This window comes from Idiomarina sp., assembly GCF_048260185.1.
Classification (GTDB): Bacteria; Pseudomonadota; Gammaproteobacteria; order Enterobacterales; family Alteromonadaceae; genus Idiomarina.
The window spans coordinates 485,587-504,791 of the sequence record NZ_JBLXHB010000001.1; the positions used below are offsets into that span (position 1 = coordinate 485,587).

Below are 19,205 nucleotides of genomic sequence, written 5' to 3' on the forward strand. Positions count from 1 at the left end.
TCGAATAAACAGATTTAGAAGGGAGCCAATTGGCTCCCTTTTTCATTGAAAATTCGCTATCATAGCGCCTTTATTATTTATCTTGTGTTGTTGAGGGATACGATGCAGCTAGAGCAAATTGTTGAGCAGGCTGAATCGGCCATTGCGGCCGCAGATTCACCGACTGCGTTAGACGAAGTCCGCGTCGAGTATATGGGCAAGAAAGGGCAGCTCACTGAGCTTTTAAAAGGCTTAGGTAAGTTAGATCCGTCTGAGCGCCGGGAAGCCGGACAAAAAATTAATGAAGCCAAGCAACAAGTTCAGACCAGTATCAATGCTCGTAAAGAGCTATTGAAAGCGGCTGAATTAGCGCAAAAGCTGGAAGCGGAACGCATAGACGTTACTTTACCCGGACGGCATTCAGCGGTAGGCGGTGTGCATCCGGTTACTCAGACGATTCGCCGCATTGAGCAGTTTTTTGGTGATTTAGGCTTTAGCGTAAAAGAAGGCCCGGAAGTAGAAGACGGTTTTCATAACTTTGATGCGTTGAATATTCCGGCGAATCATCCGGCACGAGCCGACCACGATACGTTTTATTTTACCCCCTCAACAATGCTGCGTACGCAAACTTCTGGTGTACAAATTCGTACTATGGAAAATGAAAAACCGCCACTGCGGATCATTTCTCCAGGAAGGGTTTACCGGAATGACTACGACCAGACCCACACACCGATGTTTCATCAGGTTGAAGGGTTAATGGTTGATACCGACGTCAGCTTTACCCAATTAAAAGGAATTTTAGAAGACTTCCTGAATCACTTTTTCGAAGAGTCGCTGACGGTGCGTTTCAGACCTTCGTACTTCCCATTTACCGAACCTTCGGCAGAAGTTGATGTCATGGGTAAAGATGGTAAATGGCTAGAAGTTTTAGGTTGCGGCATGGTGCACCCAAACGTGTTGAAGGCGGTAGGCATTGATTCGGAAAAGTACACCGGCTTTGCGTTTGGTATGGGCGTTGAACGTCTTACCATGTTGCGCTACGGCGTGAATGACTTACGTGCGTTCTTCGAGAACGATCTGCGTTTCCTCAAACAATTTAACTAACGGGCAGTAAGCAATGAAATTCAGTGAACAATGGTTAAGGGAATGGGTTAACCCCGACATCAGCAGTCATGAATTGAGTGAACAGCTCAGCATGGCAGGTCTTGAAGTAGATGCTGTTGAGCCGGTTGCCGATGAATTCCATACTGTCGTCGTTGGTGAAGTGATTGAGTGTGGTCCTCATCCGGACGCAGATAAACTGCAAGTGACCAAAGTTAATGTTGGCGAAGACGAGCCGGTGGATATTGTTTGTGGCGCCTCTAACTGCCGCTTAGGCATTAAGGTTGCGGTTGCTAAAGTTGGTGCGGTATTGCCTGGTGATTTCAAAATTAAGAAAGCGAAGCTTCGCGGTCAGCCGTCAAACGGTATGCTGTGCTCGTTTAAAGAGCTGGGCCTTATTGATGAGCATGATGGCATTATTGAGCTTCCGGCTGATGCTCCGGTTGGAGAAGATTACCGTAAATACCTGCAACTTGACGACAACAGTATTGATATCGACTTAACGCCTAACCGTGGTGACTGTCTGAGTATTCGTGGTATTGCACGTGAAGTAGGGGTATTGAACCGTCTGGATGTCACAGTACCAGAAAGTAATGAAGTAACCGCTAGTATTGAAGATACGCTGAGCATTAGTTTGTCTGCGGCTGAGCAATGTCCGCGTTATTTAGGCCGTGTTATTAAAGGTGTCGATTTAACTCGTCCAACGCCGGTATGGATGACAGAAAAGTTAAGACGCAGCGGTATTCGTAGCATTGACCCGGTAGTTGATGTCACTAACTACGTGCTGCTTGAACTGGGTCACCCCATGCATGCTTTTGATCTCGACTCGCTGGAAGGGAACATTGATGTTCGCTTAGCTAAGCCGAAAGAGCAGTTGACCTTATTAGATGAGCAATTAGTTGAACTAGACGAAGACACCCTGGTTATTGCTGACGAGAAAAAAGCACTAGCCATGGCGGGGGTTTACGGTGGTAAAAACAGCGGTGTAACAGAAAGCAGTAAAAACATTTTTCTGGAAAGCGCGTTCTTTGCACCGGATGCCATCTTAGGCAAAGCGCGTCGTTACGGGTTACATACCGATGCGTCTCATCGTTATGAGCGCGGCGTAGACCCTCAGTTGCAGCGTACTGCAATGGAAAGAGCAACAGAATTATTGTTGGCGATTTGCGGTGGTGAAGCAGGGCCGGTAACCGAAGCCGTAGCAGAAGCATTTTTACCTAAGCGTGACGGCATTACCTTAAGAGCCTGCCGATTGGCGAAAGTACTGGGTGTCAGCATTGCTAATGACAATGTCACTGAAATTCTAGAGCGTTTAGGCTTTGATGTTTCATTTGACGGTGAACAGTGGCAGGTGGGCATTCCTTCATACCGTTTTGACTTAAGCATTGAAGAAGACTTAATTGAAGAAGTTGCCCGTGTTTACGGTTACAACTCAATTCAGGCTGCACCGCCGGCAGCGCAACTGCGTATGACCGAGCGCAAAGAAAGCCAGCTTAGTACCCATCAGTTGGTGGATGCTATGGTCAGTCGTGGCTATCAGGAAGCGATAACCTACAGCTTTGTCGATCCAAAGCATCAGGCACTGATGTTTGATGAAACCGCAGCGCTGACCTTGCCACACCCAATTTCGGTTGATATGTCTTCTATGCGTGTAAGCTTATGGCCGGGATTAGTCGGCGCGGTTGCTCATAATCAGAAGCGTCAGCAGTCTGTGCTGGCTTTCGTAGAAACGGGTTTGCGTTTTATTCCAGACGAGTCAGCTGAAAACGGTGTTCGTCAGGAAGCGGTTATCAGCGGTATACGTTCTGGTAAAGCGCATTCAGAGCATTGGTCGGAAGGTGACCGTCCGGTTGATTTTTACGATGTAAAAGGTGATGTTGAAGCTTTGTTGGCTCAAACAGGCAATGCTGCGGCCTTCCGTTTTGTTGCATCGCAAAATCCGGCACTGCACCCGGGGCAATCAGCGGCAATTTACCGCGGCTCTGAAAAAGTCGGTGATATCGGCGCTTTGCATCCCAAGTTTGATAAGGCTTTAGGGCTTAACCAGCGCACCTTTGTGTTTGAACTGGCGTTATCAGTCGTGACTGAGCGACCTTTACCGCAAGCTAAGCCGGTATCTCGTTATCCATCTATTCGTCGCGATCTTGCTGTTGTGGTTGATAAGGACCTTGCGGCAGGTGAGCTGATAGCTGCGATGGAAAATGTTGGCGTAAAACAGTTAGTTGACCTAAACTTGTTTGACGTTTACATCGGTGATGGTGTGGCAGAAGGTAAACAAAGCTTGGCTCTATCCGTTACTTTGCAAGACAGCGACAAAACTTTGGAAGAAGCGGAAGTCACTGAGCTTATGACTAAATTTATTGAGACATTAAAGAGTGAGTTTAATGCAACATTGAGGGATTAAACTATGGCGCTGACCAAAGCAGAACTGGCAGAAGTGCTGTTCGACAAATACGGTGTTAGTAAACAAGATGCCAAAGTGTTAGTTGAAGATTTTTTTGAAGAAATCAGAGTTGCTTTGGAAAGAGGCGAGCAGGTGAAGTTGTCAGGTTTTGGCAATTTTGAACTGCGAACTAAAAATCAGCGCCCTGGGCGTAACCCGAAAACGGGCGAGGAAATTCCTATTTCAGCGCGTCGGGTTGTCACCTTCAAACCTGGTCAGAAATTTAAAAGTCGAGTCGAAAACGCAGAACCCGAGGATTAACCTCGGGTTCTTTTTTATTTGAGTCTGTACTTAGTCGCCGGAAATTAACGAAAGAAGAGCTGGCTAAAGGGATTCAGTAACCGGCTGATGCCTGAAGTAAAATGCAAGGGCGCGTCCAGCGTAGCCAGAGTTAAGCAGTCTTCATCCTGAGTTTCCGGAGTATGGGTACGACTGGGGTCTAACAAAATAAAATCACCGTCCCGGTACTCGCTCTGCTCGTCATTAAAAACACCATCAATAACCAGCGTCGCTTCTTTTCCTTTATGCGTATGCTCAGGGAGTTTTGCGCCTGGTGCCATGTAAATCAAGTTCGTCTGATTTCCATTGTCCAGAGTTAATGGTGCGCGCCAGAGTTTACCGACCAGTTTCGACCACTCACCAATGCGATGACTGTTATGAGCCAAAGTACGAGGCAGTGTAAAGCGACGACCTTCCAGAGAGAGCATCTCATTCGGTTGGTGTGCTTGTTTGTTACATGCAGAAGACGCGAAAATGGCTTCCAGCATTTGGTCACACTGAGACTTGCTCATTGTTGTACTGGCAACACTAACCAAGGTATCCAGGTTTTCTTCACACAACTTCTGCTCAATCTCACACACGGTTTGACGACAGGCTTTACACATATCAATGTGTGTGCCGACAACTAACGTCATCGCCGCGCTAAGATCGCCAGAGGCGTACTGATATAAAAGGCCTTCGCCTGGGTGTGATTTAATCATCATCGACTATCAACTCTTTCAATTTTTTTAATGCTAGACGAGTTCGGGACTTAATTGTCCCTAAAGGTACTCCCAGAGCGTCAGAGACTTCCTGCTGAGATTTACCTTCAATATAAATCTTCTCAATAACAACCCGTTGTGCATCGGGCAATTGAGCGTAATAAAAAGAAATTTCCTGCATCAGAACATCGTGATCCAATGCGTAACCGTCATCGAGGCTATCGTTCTGCTCGGAGAGAATCGGCCAGAGTTCATCAGCACTGATATCATCTTTGCGTTTTTTGTTCTTACGAAGCAAATCGAAGCGGATGTTACGAGCTATGGTAAATATCCAAGTAGAAGGAGAGCCACGGTCAGGCTTGAACAAGTGAGCTTTATGCCAGACGTTAGTCATGGTTTCCTGGACGAGATCCATAGCCGTTTGTTCATTACCAAATTGTCTTGTAGCGTAAGATTGTAGTTTTGGTGCAAATAACCTAAAGAGTTCACTAAAGGCAGCGCGATTTCTATTTTCTGCAATCTTTGCCAGCAGTTCCGCGGCTTTCTCGGCAGCGTCTGTCTGGGTGGTAGCCATAGACCCCCGTTGCGATGTTCTTTCTGACACCATTTGCATAATTAGACCTGCTTCTTTTCACACAATGTTCTAACTATTACGGGGTGTTGAGAAAATGGATCACCCAGATGGCAGAATGTTTACTCAATTAACGAATTAAGTCTAACAGATATTCTTTTGCTTTTAGACAACTTTCGCATCTTATCAGCTCTTGTTTTGTATAGACGTCCAGAGGCAGTATTTCAAGCCACCTTGAACAAACCCAGTCAAGTTTCTCGTAGCCGAGATCAGGTAACAACTCGGAAAGTTCCGGGTAGGTCTCGAAAGCTTCCTGTAATCGAGTCTTGAGTTTATCGGCTGCGTTATCCAGAGAAAGTTCAGGCCAGTTTTCGAGGTACTCTATTTTCCCAAACCTTAATTTATCGCTTTCAGACCAATGCTCGTCAATACGAACCCGACTTTTCCCTTCAACGGTTATACCGAGTAAGCCATCATCTCTTGGTTCAAAATCAATAATTTTCACGGTGGTGGCGTAAGGAAGAAGGTAATCGCTTGATGTCGTTGCATGTTCGTTGTTAAACATGGCCACCACAAACTCACTGTTATTTTGCAGACACTCTTTTACCAGCCTGGTGTAGCGCGGCTCGAACACCTTCAATTTCATGCGTCCGCCCGGCATTATATGCGAGGTAAGCGGGAATAGCGGTAACTGCTGATACTGCTGCATATAACCTCATTTGGCTAGTAGTTTGAACAATTAAGAAACATTACGTTGAGGTGGGTCTGGTTGGATCTTTTTTATCGAATAAATGCCAAACTATTTTTATCGATATACCGTACATTATCATCAGTGAAATTCAACAGGGGTTAAAATGGTAAAGTTAAAAGTGGGTATTAGTTCCTGTTTAATGGGCGACGAGGTCCGGTTTGACGGGGGACACAAGAAGTCCGCATTCTGTGTTGATGAATTAAGTCGACACATTGAACTGGTACGGTTTTGCCCGGAAGTTGGTATTGGAATGCCGGTGCCAAGACCGACTATTCGCCTTGAGCAACATGACGATGTACAGGCGGTAGTGCCCAAAACCGGTGAAAATGTTACGTCACAGCTAGCTGCCTTTGCCGATAAGGTTCAGGTTAAAGTAGAGCAGTTAAGCGGTTACATTCTATGCGCAAAATCTCCCAGCTGCGGTATAGAGCGGGTCAAGTTATATGATCCGGAAACCGGGCATGCACAAAAAGCTGGAATGGGAATTTTTGCCGCGCGGCTTAAAGAAAAGAATCCCGCTTTGCCTTTAGAAGAAGATGGCCGGCTCAATGACCCGCATTTACGTGAAAACTTTGTGATGCGGGTTTATGTGTTTAGTCAATGGAAAGAAATGACGCAGAAGCTTTCCAAACATCAGCTTTTGCAGTTTCACCAGCGCTGCAAGCTACTTTTGTTAGCACATAATCAGCAACGTTACCGCGAGTTGGGTAAACGTCTGGGAGAACAAGAAGTCATCGACAGTGCCTTTGCGGAGCAATATATCATTGATGTGATGGACGCTTTATCAAAACCAGCGTCGCGCAAGAACCACACCAATGTGCTTCAACATATTCAGGGGTATTTTAAAGCGGATCTTGCTCATGAAAGACGAGAAGAGCTGAGTGATATCATTCTCCAGTATCACGATGGCATTCTCCCTCTGATGTCCCCTCTAACGTTAATACGGCATTATTTGCGCGAGTTTCCGAAAGAATATTTAGAAGGGCAATGGTATCTGACGCCATATCCCGATGATTTAAAATTACGTTATGGGCTGTAGTGATGCGAGAAGCAATTTGGTTTCGTAGTGATTTAAGAATTTTAGACAACCCGGCCGTGTTTTCTGCATGCCACGGCGATGAGCCACCCTTGGCTATATTTTTTGTGTGCCACGAAACCTGGAAAAGCCATGACTGGGCACCGATAAAAGTTGACTTTATTTGGCGAAACTTAGAATGCCTGCAGCAGGATTTAGCCGAAAAGGGCATTGAACTGCAAGTGCAGTTAGTCTCCAAATTCAGTCAGGTTCCAGGGGCTTTACGATCCTTCTGTCGGGAAAATAAAATTGCCCGGGTACATATTAATGCGGAATATGCGCTGGATGAAAAACGTAGAGACGCAGCTACCAATGCGGTACTAAGCAATGATGATATCGAACTGGTTTCGCATCATGGTAACTTGTTGGTGTCGCCCGGAGAGGTCAGAACACAACAAGGTGACTACTACAAAAAGTTCACGCCTTTTAACCGGCGGTGGCGACAAGTATTAAGCGAAAAAACTTACAGCGAACCGCTGCAAATTAAATCTTTTTCTCCGATAACCGCAAAAGGCCTGCCTGAATGCCCGTTGGAGAGAAAAGATTCGTCTGACTGGAGTGCCGGCGAGCAACAAGTTTTGGGGAAACTGGGTCAATTCGTTGGCCACAGTGTTGATGATTATCAACAAGCCCGAGACTTGCCTGCACAAAACGGAACCTCACAACTTTCCGCTTATTTGGCGCAGGGCGTTATCGGACCGCAGACGGCTGTCCGGGCATTACACAAGTTTTCGCCGGAGTTTCCGTTTGGGCTTGCTTCCGGGGCTGATACCTGGCTTACGGAACTGGCGTGGAGAGAGTTCTATCAGCATTTAATGTACTTTGTGCCGCGTTTATCAAAAGGTGAGAGCTTTCAGTCTGAAACTGACAGCATTCAGTGGTTAGAGGACGATGACGCTTTCCAACGCTGGTGTGATGGCCGAACCGGGTATCCAATTGTTGACGCCGGAATGCGTCAATTGACATCAACCGGATGGATGCACAACCGCTTAAGAATGATCACAGCTAATTTTCTGGTAAAAGATCTATTAGTGGATTGGCGAAAAGGTGAAGCCTTTTTCATGCAGCATTTAATTGACGGGAGCTTTCCGGCAAACAATGGCGGCTGGCAATGGAGTGCTTCGGTCGGAACTGACGCCGTTCCATATTTTCGTGTTTTTAATCCGGTTAAGCAAAGTGAGAAATTTGATCCTGACGGGCAGTACATTCGTAAATGGGTAGAGGAACTTAAGGAAGTACCAACAAAGTATATTCACTGGCCTCATAGTTGGCTTCAGCAACAAAGCAGTAATAACTATTGCGAACCCATGGTCGAGCACAAGTTTGCTCGTGAACGATTCCTAACAACGTTTAAGCAGGTGAAAAATGGATAACAGTGAATTAGTCGAAAAACTCAAAGAGCTCTACGATGAGCTGAAAACCGAAAACCTTGATGAGCTGGATGAGTTATACCATGACGAAATTTCGTTTACTGATCCAATACAACATGTCGTCGGGCTGGACGACTTTAGCAAGTATCTAAAACACACAATGGAAAACGTTGAGTATTGTCACTTTGCCTTTGACGATGAATGCGTTGGGGAAGAGCAGGCGTTCCTTACATGGCAGATGCGTTACGCACACCCCAAGCTCGCCAATGGTATGGAAATTATTCTGCCGGGAGTTTCGTATTTAACCTTTGAAGACGGCAAAATCAGAGAACAAAGAGATTATTACGATCTTGGCGCAATGCTTTATGAACACGTACCGCTAGTCGGCTATGTCATTGATAAAATTAAAAATAGGCTAACAGACGAATGAAAGTCTTAATTACTGGAGCTTCATCAGGTATTGGGCGCCAGCTGGCTCTGGATTATGCAGCTGATGGCAATGACGTTGTTGTGTGCGGAAGAAATAACGACGCGTTGTTAGAGGTACAAAAACAATATCCTGAAAAAATAACCTGCAGCGCCTTTGATATTACCGACAAAGAGTCAGCAAAAAATGCGTTAGCACAAATTAACGATATTGATGTTGCCATACTGTGTGCGGGTGTGTGTGAATACCTCGACGTTAAAGCGTTCGATGCCGACATGTTCGAGCGGGTGTTTAAAGTGAATGTATTCGGCACAATGAATTGCGTGGAAGCTTTACTTCCTCAGTTCAGTGACTCGGCGCGCCTGGTCATTGTTGACAGCCTGGCGAGACTTCTTCCGTTCACCAGGGCTCAGGCTTATGGCGGTTCGAAAGCGGCAATGCACTATATTGCCCGGGGGCTGGAAGTTGATTTGAAACCTCAGGGAATCAAAGTTCAAACCGTCTCACCCGGGTTTGTGAAAACACCAATGACTGATGCCAATGATTTTGAAATGCCAATGCGCGTTGACGTTGAGTTTGCGTCGAAGGCAATAATAAAAGGCATTAATAAGAACAAACGGGACATCGCATTTCCGTGGCTATTTAGTAGCCTTCTGAAGTTAATGTCTATTTTGCCGGAAGGCTTACAAGTGAAACTATCAGAACAAATGGCAAGGAAGCAGTCGTCATGAAGATAGCCGTTATTGGAAGTGGTATTGCGGGTCTTACCAGTGCTTATTATTTAAGTCGTGAACATCAAGTCAGTGTATTTGAGAAAAATGACTATATTGGCGGGCATACATGCACCAGCGATGTAAAAATTAATGGCAGTATGTATGCTGTGGATACAGGCTTTATCGTTTTTAATGACAAGACGTATCCACGCTTTAAACGCTTGTTGACAGAGCTGAAAGTGGCCTGGCGCGACACTGAAATGAGTTTCAGTGTACGTGACCCTAAGTCGGGACTGGAGTTTAACGGACATAACTTAAATACCCTGTTTGCACAGCGGAAAAATTTGTTTAGCTTGTCTTTTTACCGTTTGTTACGGGGGATTCTGAAATTTAACGCTGCCGCTAAAAGCGCGTTAGAAGAGGATGTCAGCGAAGCGGACAATGTCACGTTGGCAGAATTTCTTACTCGGCACGATATTCCGGAATCGGTCTCGCAGTACTACTTATTACCAATGGTTTCGGCTATATGGTCTGCAAGCCTGGCCGATGCGAAGGACTTTCCTCTGGGCTTTTTCTTACGTTTCTTTGATAACCATGGGTTATTGAATGTTAGCGACCGTCCTCAGTGGCACACGCTGGTTGGTGGTTCTCACGCGTACATTCCTATGCTGACCGAACCGTTTAAAGAAAGGCTTGAGCTAAACAGTGAAATTGTTGCGGTTAAGCGCCAACAGGAACAGGTTGTTCTTGTTTTTAGTAATGGCGAGGAACGGTATTTTGATGAAGTGGTTTTCGCCTGTCACAGTGACGAGGCGCTTGCTTTACTTGACGATGCCAGCCCCGACGAAAAACGTATTCTTGGTGAGATAAAATATTGCCCGAATGAGGTTGTTCTGCATACAGACGAGAATTTGTTACCCAGAAACCGACGTGCCTGGGCAAGTTGGAATTACCTATTAAGAGAAGATGATGCAGCAGAAGAACAACCCAGTTCAGTAACCTATAATATGAATATCCTGCAAGGGTTGCAGTGTGATAAAACCGTATGCGTTACATTGAATAATACAGCTGCCATTGACTCTGATGAGATTATTAAAACCTTTACCTATGAACACCCGCAATATTCTGTTCAGTCTTTAAAAGCCAGAGCAGAACGAAATGCGATTTGCGGAAAGAACAGCACCCATTTTGTTGGTGCTTATTGGTATAACGGTTTTCATGAAGACGGCGTAAGAAGTGCTATTGATGTTGCTAACCGTTTGAATACTGAAGCGATTGATAACTCATGAAGAGCGCCATATATTGGGGCGATGTTTTTCATGTAAGACATCGCCCCAAACATCATGCCTTTAATTACCGTTTTCAACAATGGTGTATTGATTTATCTGAACTCGATCAAGTCAGTTCTATAAGCCGTTGGTTATCCTGTAACAGTTTTGCTCCCCTTTGGTTTCGTCGAAAGGACTACCTAAAAGATGAAGAGGGCAATTTACACCAGGCGGCACTAAAGAAAATGTCCTCCCTTGCCGGGAAAGATTTAACCGGTCAGGTTCTATTTGTCGGTAACTTACGTACCTTTGGAATTTTTTTTAGCCCCATTAATTTGTATTTTCTTCGGCAGGACAATGACGAATATACGCACATGTTAGCTGAAGTCAGTAATACGCCCTGGCTGCAACGTCATTATTACTTGGTCGATTTGTCAGAAGAGTGTCCTGAAACCGTAAAGCAATTCCACGTTTCTCCATTTAATCCTATGGATATGACCTACCACTGGCAGATAGAGCCACCCACCGAGAGTTTAAAAGTCACTCTAAGCGCCCACCAGCAAGAGAAAGATTTTGTTGCCGGTATGAAATTAAATAGACAACCGCTAAACCGTACTGAAGTTTACCGCGTATTAAGAACAACACCTGTTATGGCTCTAAAAATTATTGGGGGCATTTATTGGCAGGCGTTAAAGCTTTTTATCAAGCGGGTTCCATTTTACGGAAACCCTGGTAACTAAAATAATTAGAAGGCAGTTTGTATGTCCAGTGGTGAAACAACTATGGTAGCGCCTATTCAGTATGGTGTGTTGGATAAGCTTTTCCGAACTATCGCTTTTAAACTACTCGCTCATTTGCAGTATGGGCAGTTGACGATAAAAGAGAAAGGCACGTTCATTGAAACTTTCGGGCATCCCGATAAAGACCTGAACGCTGAAATTGACGTGAAGGATTCATCTTTTTACCGTCGCCTGGTTACTGGTGGCAGTATTGGTGCAGCCGAGTTGTATATTGATAAGCATTGGGATACCCCCGATTTAACCTCGGTTATTCGTATTTTTGCCCGTAACTTACCGGCCTTAGATAAACTGGAAACGCGACTGGCCTGGTTAACTTTTCCCTTTAATAAATACCAGCATTGGAGTAATCGTAACCACAAAGGACAGGCAAAAAAGAATATCTCCGCTCACTACGATCTGGGCAACGAGCTTTATACCCGTTTTCTTGATAGCGCCATGCAATATTCCAGTGGTTTATTTAAAGAGCCTGCCGACTCACTGGAGCAAGCACAGTGCAATAAAATGCAGCGCTTATGCGATTCGCTTGATTTAAAGGCGCAAGACCACTTGTTGGAAATAGGCACGGGCTGGGGTGGCCTGGCCATTTATGCGGCCAAAAACTATGGTTGCAAGGTAACCACGACGACCATTTCTGATGAGCAGTTTCAGTACGCTAAGCAGCAAGTTGAAGCGGCGGGCTTGTCCGACAGAATTGAACTGTTGAAACGTGACTACCGTGACTTAGAAGGGCAGTACGACAAGTTGGTCTCGGTTGAAATGATAGAAGCGGTAGGAAAGGAATACTTACCGACTTTTTTCAAAACCTGCAACAAACTGTTGAAAGAAGACGGAAGAATGTCGTTACAGGCTATCACTATTGCCGACCAGCGAGCGAAATCCTATGCTCGCTCTGTAGATTTTATTCAAAAGCATATCTTCCCCGGTGGTTTTCTTCCGTCTTTAAGCCAAATGACGCAACTGTTTACACGCTACACCGACTTGGTGGTACGTGACGTGCACGACTTTGGTCTAAGTTACGCAAAAACCCTGAGACAGTGGGAAGAACGTTTTAACGCCCATGAAAGCGAACTCGAAAAGCTTGGCTATGATGAACGCTTTTCCAGACTTTGGAACTACTATTTCAGCTATTGTGAAGGCGGCTTTCTGGAGCAACGGGTATCGGTTGTTCAGGTTACCGCCAGCAAATCGCAGGCCTACTAATGACTTCTATTCAGCATAAAATTGTCAGTTTCGTTCTGTTCAATGCGCTTTGGTTAAGTGCCGTTTCCGGCCGCGAGAACTATATTGTGCTTAGCGGTGTTTTATTAGCCTTGCAATTTTTTTACAGCATTGCCGTAGCCCGGGTCAGCTGGACCTTAATTTTGCGGCTGTTTGCAGTGGGATTATTACTGGAGGCTATTGTGATTAGCCTGGGCGTTATTGATTTTGCCGGAGGGTACTTTCCTTTGTGGCTGGTCATGCTGTGGCTGGGTTTTTCATCTATGGCGCCGGTTGCACTGGACTGGCTTGCACCTAAACCGCTAATAGCTGTTCTGCTCGGTGCTGTTTCAGGCCCTCTAAGCTATGTTGCAGGAATAAAGCTTAATGCTGCCACCGTTGACTCAATGCCCATTGTTATTGCCTGTTATGCCGCTGTATGGGGACTAATGATGGCGTATTTTGTTTTCTCCATATCACCTAAGAAAGAACAGGGAGTTTAGAGTATGAGATTCATTTTATGCGGAATTATTGCGCTTTTCAGTCTTAATTCCTATGCCGCTGAATGCACCGCTTCCGTACCCGATGACTTTTCTAAAGTTGGGCAAACTCGGCTTAGCGTCTACTTCTGGGATGTTTACGATGCCACTTTATATAGCCCGTCAGGTAAGTATAAACAGGATGAGCGACAAGCTCTGTTACTGGAGTATCTGCGTGACATTAAGGCGAAAGATCTTATCGAGACAACGGAAGAAGAATGGCAGAAGCTGGAACTGAATAGCGATAAACATGAGCAATGGTTAGAAAAACTGGACTCCATCTGGCCTGACATTAAAGAGGGCGACTGCCTGCTCTTAGTTGAGAAGAAAGACGGGACAGCTGAATTTTACCAGGGCGATAAGTTGCTGGGCGAAATTGAAGATAAAGACTTTACTGAGCAGTTTTTAGCTATTTGGTTGTCGGAAAATAGCCGTTTTGAATCTGAGCGCAATGAACTCATTGGGGAGAAATAAAATGAAGGCTTTAAAGGTTTTAGGTTTTACTGTTTTACTCAGTTTGCTTGCGGCGTGCTCAACCGGCATTGATGCCTATAAATCAGCAGAGCCAAAGTTAAAGCTTGAAGAGTTCTTTAACGGTGAATTGGTTGCGTATGGTATGGTTCAGGACTACAGCGGTGAAGTGATTCAGCGTTTCGAGGTTACCATGACAGGCACCTGGGAAGGTAACGAAGGCGTTCTCGATGAACATTTTACTTATGCTGATGGTCGTGAGCAGCAACGAGTCTGGCACATAACGAAAACCGGTCCGAATAGCTATGAAGGGCGTGCAGACGATGTTGAAGGCGTTGCTAAAGGTACAACAGCAGGCAATGTTCTTAACTGGGAGTACCAACTGGAAGTTGTGGTAGACGGCGAGCCTCTGGTATTGACGCTGGATGACTGGCTGTATCTTATTGATGAGAACAATATGATCAATCGTACCGACATGTCTAAATGGGGCTTCCCTGTTGGTGAGATAACGCTTTATATTGGTAAGAAATAAATATCAAGAATCTCTGTCGGTGACCGATAATAGGAGTATAATCCTGGTATTGATATAGCCTTATAAGGTTTAGGGAAACGGCAGTGGCAATTAATTATCCGACATTTTCTTATAACAACCCCCGCATACAAGGGCAGACGATTTTTATTAAGCGTGGACCGCATCAGGGGAAGTTAGGAATTATAGCAAAAACACTGGATAACGACCGCTTCCTGGTGTCTCAGGCTGACTTTGGTTCTGAAAAAGTTATTTTCAAACGTAGCGACTTTCTGGTGCACCGTTACCGTAAAATTAGAGTTCCAATAGATCGCGTTGCCGGCAAAAATCCGGACGTTCTATAACGAAAAAAGCGACCATTAAGGTCGCTTTTTTTACTTATAGCGGTGGCTTACACACTGCCTCGAGGTAAACGACAATCGCTGTCTTTACCTTCTAGCTTTTGCTTCCACAGTTCTTTTGCGGTTAAGCCGCCAGAGCTGGATTTTTTCGCCGGGGATTGCTTAGCTGAAGATTTCTTCGCAGCAGGTTTTTTAGCTGCTGGTTTCTTAGTCTCAGCTTTTTTAGCCGCAGGCTTTTTCGCTTCTGCTTTTTTGGGTTCAGCCTTTTTCGACTCCGACTTTTTAGGCGCAGACTTTTTCTCTTTACCAAGCGCTTTTGCGTCGTCAGCTAATTGACTCAGGCGTACATTTTTGCCTCCATCAACGCTATACCAGCCGTTACTGCTTTCAATTTTAGGCTTTTTACCGTGAGCTTTTTGATAAGCTTCCGTGTATTCAGCGATTACCTTATCTTTGTCCAGGTTGCTCATTCAAGTGTTCCTTTATTCAAGGTTTGGTTTAAAAGTATTGTATAAAAATGCTTCGCTATTCGTTTATACCGTTTTTTCGGATTATTGTCTAATTTCGGGTAAACTGAAGCCATTCAACGAAGCAATTTGGTTTTTAGATATGCCGATAAATAGAAATGAATTACAGAATTATCTTAATAAACTATTAAACAGTGAGCAGATTAAAGACTATTGTCCTAATGGACTGCAAGTAGAGGGCAAATCTGAAATTCAGAAAGTGGTCAGCGGGGTAACAGCATGCCAGGCTCTGGTTGACAGAGCTGTTGATGAGAAAGCCGATGCGATTCTGGTTCATCATGGCTATTTCTGGAAGGGCGAGCCGGCGGAAGTTGTTGGTATGAAAAAGCGGCGCTTACAGCAGCTGTTGAAGCGTGATATCAATTTATTTGCCTATCACTTACCGCTGGATGTTCACCCTGAGCTTGGCAATAACGCGCAGTTAGCTCAGTTAATGGGCTGGGAGTTTGACGGCCCGGTGGATGCTTATGATCCGGCTTGCCCACTGGTCACCGGTCATTTAGCTAAAGCCGTTTCCTGCGATGAGTTTGCTAATGAACTGGAGCAGCGCTTAGAACGCTCGCTGGTTTGTCGTGTCGACAGTTTAAATAAAATTAAAACAGTTGCCTGGTGCACTGGTGGTGGTCAGGGTTTCATTGACAGAGCCGCTCAGCTTGGTGTCGACGCCTTTATTACCGGTGAAGTCTCAGAGCCGACCATCCACAGTGCCAGGGAGCAGGGTATCGCATTTTTTGCGGCCGGGCATCACGCCACCGAGCGTTACGGCGCAAAAGCACTGGGCGAGCACTTAGCCCGCCAGTTTGAACTGGATGTTAAATTTATTGACATTGACAGTCCGGCCTGATGAAAAGAAGCCTTTAATGAATAAAAAGAAACAAGAACGTGGCGACTTTAGCGGCATCAGCCAGAAGTTCTCTAAATCCATTTATGACACCACTAAGGGGCAACTCAGGGTTGAGGTGCTCAAGCGTGATTTAGCGCCGCTGTTAGCCACTGAGCCATGTTTAGTGCTTGATGTAGGAGCCGGGCTTGGTCAGGTAAACCAGTGGTTTCAGGAAAAAGGCTTTGCGGTGGTGCATTCTGACCTTTCAACTGAAATGGTTGAAGAAGCAGAGCGCCGCCATAAAGCGTCCGGTCTGGGGCATGAGTGCAAATATGTTTCGGCAAGTTTAACGGAGCTTGTTAATCAGCAACCGCTAATGCAGTACGATATTATCCTCTGCCATGCTGTGCTGGAATGGTTGCCGGATACCGAGCTCGCCATTCATCAATTGGCTTCACTTTTAAAACCCGGCGGCAAACTGTCGCTCATGTTCTATAACTACCACGCCAAGCTTTTTGCCAATGCCATTTACGGTAACTTTGATTATATTGAGCGCGGCCTGAAGGTGAAAAAGACCGTTCGTTTGAGTCCTCAAAACCCGGCGGTGCCGGAACAGGTTGACGACTTGCTAGAGCAAGAAGGACTAAAAGTTCAGCAAAAGACCGGTGTTCGCTGTTTTCATGACTACTTGCGCGACCTGACTCATCAGCAACGGTTCGATGAACTACTGGCACTGGAGATGAAATACAACCAAATGTCCCCTTATCGTGAACTGGGGCGTTACCAACACTGGCTTATTGAAAAACCGAATTTTCGGGAGGAATGACGATGTCAAAGCAATGTGCATTTATTGGATTAGGCGTTATGGGTTACCCAATGGCCGGTCACTTACAAAAAGCGGGCCATAAGGTAACGGTTTATAACCGCACTCAGGCTACAGCCGAAAAATGGGCAAAGGAATACTCCGGACACTGCCAGCCCACCCCGGCTGAAGCGGTTAAAGAAGCTGACTTTGTTATGGTTTGTGTTGGTAACGATGACGATGTACGCAGTGTCTTTTATGGTGACGACGGCATATTGGCGAATTTAAAACCCGGAGCTGTTGTTGTTGACCACACTACGGCTTCTGCTGAATTGGCACGAGAGCTGGAACAAGCTGTAAATGAAAAGCAGGGCAGCTTTTTAGATGCGCCGGTTTCAGGCGGCCAGGCCGGAGCGGAAAACGGTGTTTTAACCGCGATGATCGGTGGTGAGCAGCAAACTTTTGAAGCTGCAGACGAGCTTTTCCAATGCTATGCCAAAACTCGTCAACTGATGGGACCTGTCGGTAGTGGACAATTAGCGAAAATGGTCAATCAGATTTGTATTGCCGGCGTTTTGCAAGGCTTGTCTGAAGGGCTTCAACTGGCACGTAAAGTCGGCTTAGATCCTGATAAGCTTATTGCGGCTATTAGTCAGGGCGCTGCAGGCTCCTGGCAGATGGAAAATCGCTATAAAACCATGTGGAATAACCACTACGAGCATGGCTTTGCTGTAGACTGGATGCGTAAAGACTTAAAAATAGCCTTGGCTGAGGCCGACCGTCAGGGCTTGTCGCTGCCGGCGACTGCATTAGTTGACCAATTCTATGCTGACGTTCAGAAAATGGGTGGCAGTCGCTGGGATACATCGAGTCTTCTGGCTCGTCTGGAGAAGTAGCCTGATGCTATTGCATCAGGTGAGGTGATCCGTAACAACCGAGATGCTGCTGCCTTCTTACGTAATAACGTCAAGCTACATAGAACTCACCAGGCTGCGGACATTAAAAAAGGAGACTCGAATGAGTCTCCTTTTTCCGTTTTAGCGGTATTAACTTATCTGAAGCCTTTACGACGTAATGCGTTAGTACTGAAGTCTTCACGGTTTGGAGAAATATCCCATTCCATGTAAGTACTTTCTTCATTACCCAGACCCAGAGAAATATAACGTCCAGAGTCTAAGTCATATAACGCTTCTGCAGCCATCCACGGAACGTCCTGATTATAGAACTGAGTATTCAGAGCTTCACCAACACGCCATAGTTCGCCACGTCCGTCGTAGTGATCAACCAGTGACGCTGTCCAGGTATCTTCATCAAGGTACATTGTACGCTTAGAGTAGATATGGCGTTCACTGTCTTTAAGACTACCTTCAACCACCCAAACACGGTGTTTTTCATAACGGATCAAGTCCTGATTCATATGACCAGCTTTAATGATTTCGTCATAACTCAGTTCAGGATCCATGATCTTGAAGTTGTTGTAAGGAATATAAACTTCTTTTTTACCTTTTAATTCCCAGTTGTACTTATCTGGTGCACCGTTGTACATATCGAGGTTGTCAGAAGTACGTAAGCCATCTGCTGCAGTGCCTGGTCCGTCATAAGCAACGTTAGGTGCACGACGAACGCGACGCTGACCGGCATTATAAATCCATGCGCGACGGCCTTCTTTTACCTGGTTAATGGTTTCATGAACCAGCAAAACCGTACCGGTTAAGCGAGAAGGAGCTTCAACTTCCTGCATAAAATAAAACAGAACGTTGTCGTCAGCTTCCTGGCGACCGGTTTCTAAGTACTCAGGGAATACCAGGGTTTCTTTAAGTTCTACCGTGGTGTAGTTACCGTTAGACAGAACCGGGAACTGCGCTACGTTACGAGTAACTGCGCCGCCACGGTAACGAGTAATATGGTTCCATACAGCCTCTAACCCATTTTCCGGAATAGGGAACGGAATGGTGGTATCAAAGTTTTCGACGCCGTTACCACCGGCAACCATTTCTGCATTTTCTGCGTTGGATTTAATTTTAGGCCAAAGTTCATCCGGATAAGTTGCCGAACGACGGGTTGGATACACAATCATTTTATAGTCTGAGTATTTATCGAACATAGCGATTTGGCCTTCGCTCAGATGTTCTTTGTGCTCATCCAGGTTATCGTGAGTGATGGTAAACAAAGGTTTATCATCAGCATACGGGTCATTACCGCGAACAACTTCAACCGCGTGATCGGAGTAACCACCATCCCAGGCTGGGATAGAGCCGTCGGCGTTTGCCGCTTTTTCAGCACCAATAGGGGTTAGGTCCTGACCAAGCCGTGCGGCTTCTTCTGGTGATACTTTCGCCGCAACGCTCGCGGAAATCACCGATATGGCAAAAACGCCAGCTTTTAGCATCAGTTTATTCATTATAATTTTCCTTGTTGTTCTACTTTCCAACATCACTTTGCCAGAGGACTGACCTCTCAAGCAATACTTTAACGAAAAAAAGCACGAATTTAACGAA

Annotated in this window: 22 protein-coding genes; 17 read left to right on the forward strand and 5 right to left on the reverse strand. The window is 45.6% G+C overall.

Translation table 11 applies throughout. The features are described 5' to 3' along the window. The first annotated feature begins 102 nt into the window (after positions 1 to 102). The 3 genes from pheS to ACN0RF_RS02410 are packed head-to-tail and all read left to right on the forward strand — an operon-like array spanning position 103 to position 3,784. Complete coding sequence (gene pheS, locus ACN0RF_RS02400; RefSeq protein WP_011234641.1) at positions 103 to 1,083, forward strand: phenylalanine--tRNA ligase subunit alpha; 981 nt, start codon at positions 103 to 105, stop codon at positions 1,081 to 1,083. Positions 1,084 to 1,096: 13 nt separating this feature from the next. Then, entirely contained in the window at positions 1,097 to 3,484 is a 2,388-nt protein-coding gene (gene pheT / locus ACN0RF_RS02405) for a phenylalanine--tRNA ligase subunit beta (protein WP_011234640.1), read from the forward strand. 3 nt (positions 3,485 to 3,487) lie between these two features. Next, entirely contained in the window at positions 3,488 to 3,784 is a 297-nt protein-coding gene (locus ACN0RF_RS02410) for an integration host factor subunit alpha (protein WP_011234639.1), read from the forward strand. 44 nt (positions 3,785 to 3,828) lie between these two features. Here the strand turns inward: ACN0RF_RS02410 and ACN0RF_RS02415 are convergent, their stop codons facing one another. The 3 genes from ACN0RF_RS02415 to ACN0RF_RS02425 form a co-directional block, all read right to left on the reverse strand. After that, positions 3,829 to 4,506 carry a ChrR family anti-sigma-E factor gene (locus ACN0RF_RS02415; RefSeq protein ID WP_011234638.1) on the reverse strand — a complete coding sequence of 226 codons (678 nt, stop codon included), beginning with the start codon at positions 4,504 to 4,506 and terminating at the stop codon, positions 3,829 to 3,831. Continuing rightward, positions 4,496 to 5,116 (reverse strand): sigma-70 family RNA polymerase sigma factor, encoded by a 621-nt coding sequence (locus tag ACN0RF_RS02420; protein ID WP_011234637.1) that lies wholly within the window; start codon positions 5,114 to 5,116, stop codon positions 4,496 to 4,498. Before ACN0RF_RS02420 ends, ACN0RF_RS02415 begins: the two co-directional genes overlap by 11 nt. An 88-nt stretch (positions 5,117 to 5,204) precedes the next feature. After that, positions 5,205 to 5,783 carry an LON peptidase substrate-binding domain-containing protein gene (locus ACN0RF_RS02425; RefSeq protein WP_114981259.1) on the reverse strand — a complete coding sequence of 193 codons (579 nt, stop codon included), beginning with the start codon at positions 5,781 to 5,783 and terminating at the stop codon, positions 5,205 to 5,207. 145 nt (positions 5,784 to 5,928) lie between these two features. On the opposite strand from ACN0RF_RS02425, the gene ACN0RF_RS02430 reads away from it, so the two are divergent. The 11 genes from ACN0RF_RS02430 (at position 5,929) to ACN0RF_RS02480 (ending at position 14,558) form a co-directional block, all read left to right on the forward strand. Then, positions 5,929 to 6,864, forward strand: coding sequence for a YbgA family protein (locus ACN0RF_RS02430; protein ID WP_114981261.1), 936 nt, complete (start codon positions 5,929 to 5,931; stop codon positions 6,862 to 6,864). A 2-nt stretch (positions 6,865 to 6,866) separates the two neighbouring features. Beyond that, on the forward strand, positions 6,867 to 8,273 hold the full coding sequence (phrB, locus tag ACN0RF_RS02435) for a deoxyribodipyrimidine photo-lyase (RefSeq protein WP_034821072.1): 1,407 nt from the start codon (positions 6,867 to 6,869) through the stop codon (positions 8,271 to 8,273). Further along, the gene (locus tag ACN0RF_RS02440) at positions 8,266 to 8,700 is read left to right on the forward strand and encodes a nuclear transport factor 2 family protein (protein WP_034821069.1); all 435 of its coding nucleotides are present in this window, start codon (positions 8,266 to 8,268) and stop codon (positions 8,698 to 8,700) included. The genes phrB and ACN0RF_RS02440 overlap by 8 nt, the downstream gene beginning before the upstream one ends. Continuing rightward, positions 8,697 to 9,428 carry an SDR family NAD(P)-dependent oxidoreductase gene (locus tag ACN0RF_RS02445; RefSeq protein ID WP_034821066.1) on the forward strand — a complete coding sequence of 244 codons (732 nt, stop codon included), beginning with the start codon at positions 8,697 to 8,699 and terminating at the stop codon, positions 9,426 to 9,428. The genes ACN0RF_RS02440 and ACN0RF_RS02445 overlap by 4 nt, the downstream gene beginning before the upstream one ends. Next, positions 9,425 to 10,699, forward strand: a complete 1,275-nt coding sequence (locus tag ACN0RF_RS02450; protein ID WP_034821063.1) for an NAD(P)/FAD-dependent oxidoreductase — start codon at positions 9,425 to 9,427, stop codon at positions 10,697 to 10,699. Before ACN0RF_RS02445 ends, ACN0RF_RS02450 begins: the two co-directional genes overlap by 4 nt. Continuing rightward, positions 10,696 to 11,418: a DUF1365 domain-containing protein gene (locus ACN0RF_RS02455; protein ID WP_011234630.1), complete on the forward strand. Its 723-nt coding sequence runs from the start codon at positions 10,696 to 10,698 to the stop codon at positions 11,416 to 11,418. The genes ACN0RF_RS02450 and ACN0RF_RS02455 overlap by 4 nt, the downstream gene beginning before the upstream one ends. A gap of 21 nt (positions 11,419 to 11,439) precedes the next feature. Next, positions 11,440 to 12,678: a class I SAM-dependent methyltransferase gene (locus tag ACN0RF_RS02460; RefSeq protein ID WP_417437941.1), complete on the forward strand. Its 1,239-nt coding sequence runs from the start codon at positions 11,440 to 11,442 to the stop codon at positions 12,676 to 12,678. Beyond that, positions 12,678 to 13,178 (forward strand): DUF2878 domain-containing protein, encoded by a 501-nt coding sequence (locus ACN0RF_RS02465; RefSeq protein WP_417437942.1) that lies wholly within the window; start codon positions 12,678 to 12,680, stop codon positions 13,176 to 13,178. The genes ACN0RF_RS02460 and ACN0RF_RS02465 overlap by 1 nt, the downstream gene beginning before the upstream one ends. A 3-nt stretch (positions 13,179 to 13,181) precedes the next feature. After that, positions 13,182 to 13,688, forward strand: a complete 507-nt coding sequence (locus ACN0RF_RS02470) for a chalcone isomerase family protein (RefSeq protein WP_417437943.1) — start codon at positions 13,182 to 13,184, stop codon at positions 13,686 to 13,688. Position 13,689: 1 nt separating this feature from the next. After that, entirely contained in the window at positions 13,690 to 14,217 is a 528-nt protein-coding gene (locus ACN0RF_RS02475; RefSeq protein WP_011234626.1) for a DUF3833 domain-containing protein, read from the forward strand. An 83-nt stretch (positions 14,218 to 14,300) separates the two neighbouring features. Then, a complete protein-coding gene (locus tag ACN0RF_RS02480) occupies positions 14,301 to 14,558 on the forward strand; it encodes a DUF3912 family protein (RefSeq protein ID WP_011234625.1) in 258 nt (85 codons plus the stop codon). A gap of 47 nt (positions 14,559 to 14,605) precedes the next feature. On the opposite strand, the gene ACN0RF_RS02485 is transcribed toward ACN0RF_RS02480, so the two are convergent. Further along, entirely contained in the window at positions 14,606 to 15,025 is a 420-nt protein-coding gene (locus tag ACN0RF_RS02485) for a hypothetical protein (RefSeq protein ID WP_417437944.1), read from the reverse strand. Between the two features lie 139 nt (positions 15,026 to 15,164). On the opposite strand from ACN0RF_RS02485, the gene ACN0RF_RS02490 reads away from it, so the two are divergent. Genes ACN0RF_RS02490 through ACN0RF_RS02500 form a run of 3 tightly spaced genes read left to right on the forward strand, consistent with a single transcriptional unit; the run spans position 15,165 to position 17,603 of the window. Beyond that, positions 15,165 to 15,926 carry a Nif3-like dinuclear metal center hexameric protein gene (locus ACN0RF_RS02490; RefSeq protein WP_417437945.1) on the forward strand — a complete coding sequence of 254 codons (762 nt, stop codon included), beginning with the start codon at positions 15,165 to 15,167 and terminating at the stop codon, positions 15,924 to 15,926. A 16-nt stretch (positions 15,927 to 15,942) separates the two neighbouring features. Next, positions 15,943 to 16,731 (forward strand): methyltransferase domain-containing protein, encoded by a 789-nt coding sequence (locus tag ACN0RF_RS02495; RefSeq protein ID WP_417437946.1) that lies wholly within the window; start codon positions 15,943 to 15,945, stop codon positions 16,729 to 16,731. Positions 16,732 to 16,733: 2 nt separating this feature from the next. Next, the gene (locus tag ACN0RF_RS02500) at positions 16,734 to 17,603 is read left to right on the forward strand and encodes an NAD(P)-dependent oxidoreductase (protein WP_011234621.1); all 870 of its coding nucleotides are present in this window, start codon (positions 16,734 to 16,736) and stop codon (positions 17,601 to 17,603) included. 155 nt (positions 17,604 to 17,758) lie between these two features. Here the strand turns inward: ACN0RF_RS02500 and ACN0RF_RS02505 are convergent, their stop codons facing one another. Then, entirely contained in the window at positions 17,759 to 19,108 is a 1,350-nt protein-coding gene (locus tag ACN0RF_RS02505) for a DUF1329 domain-containing protein (protein ID WP_011234620.1), read from the reverse strand. Between the last annotated feature and the right edge of the window lie 97 nt (positions 19,109 to 19,205).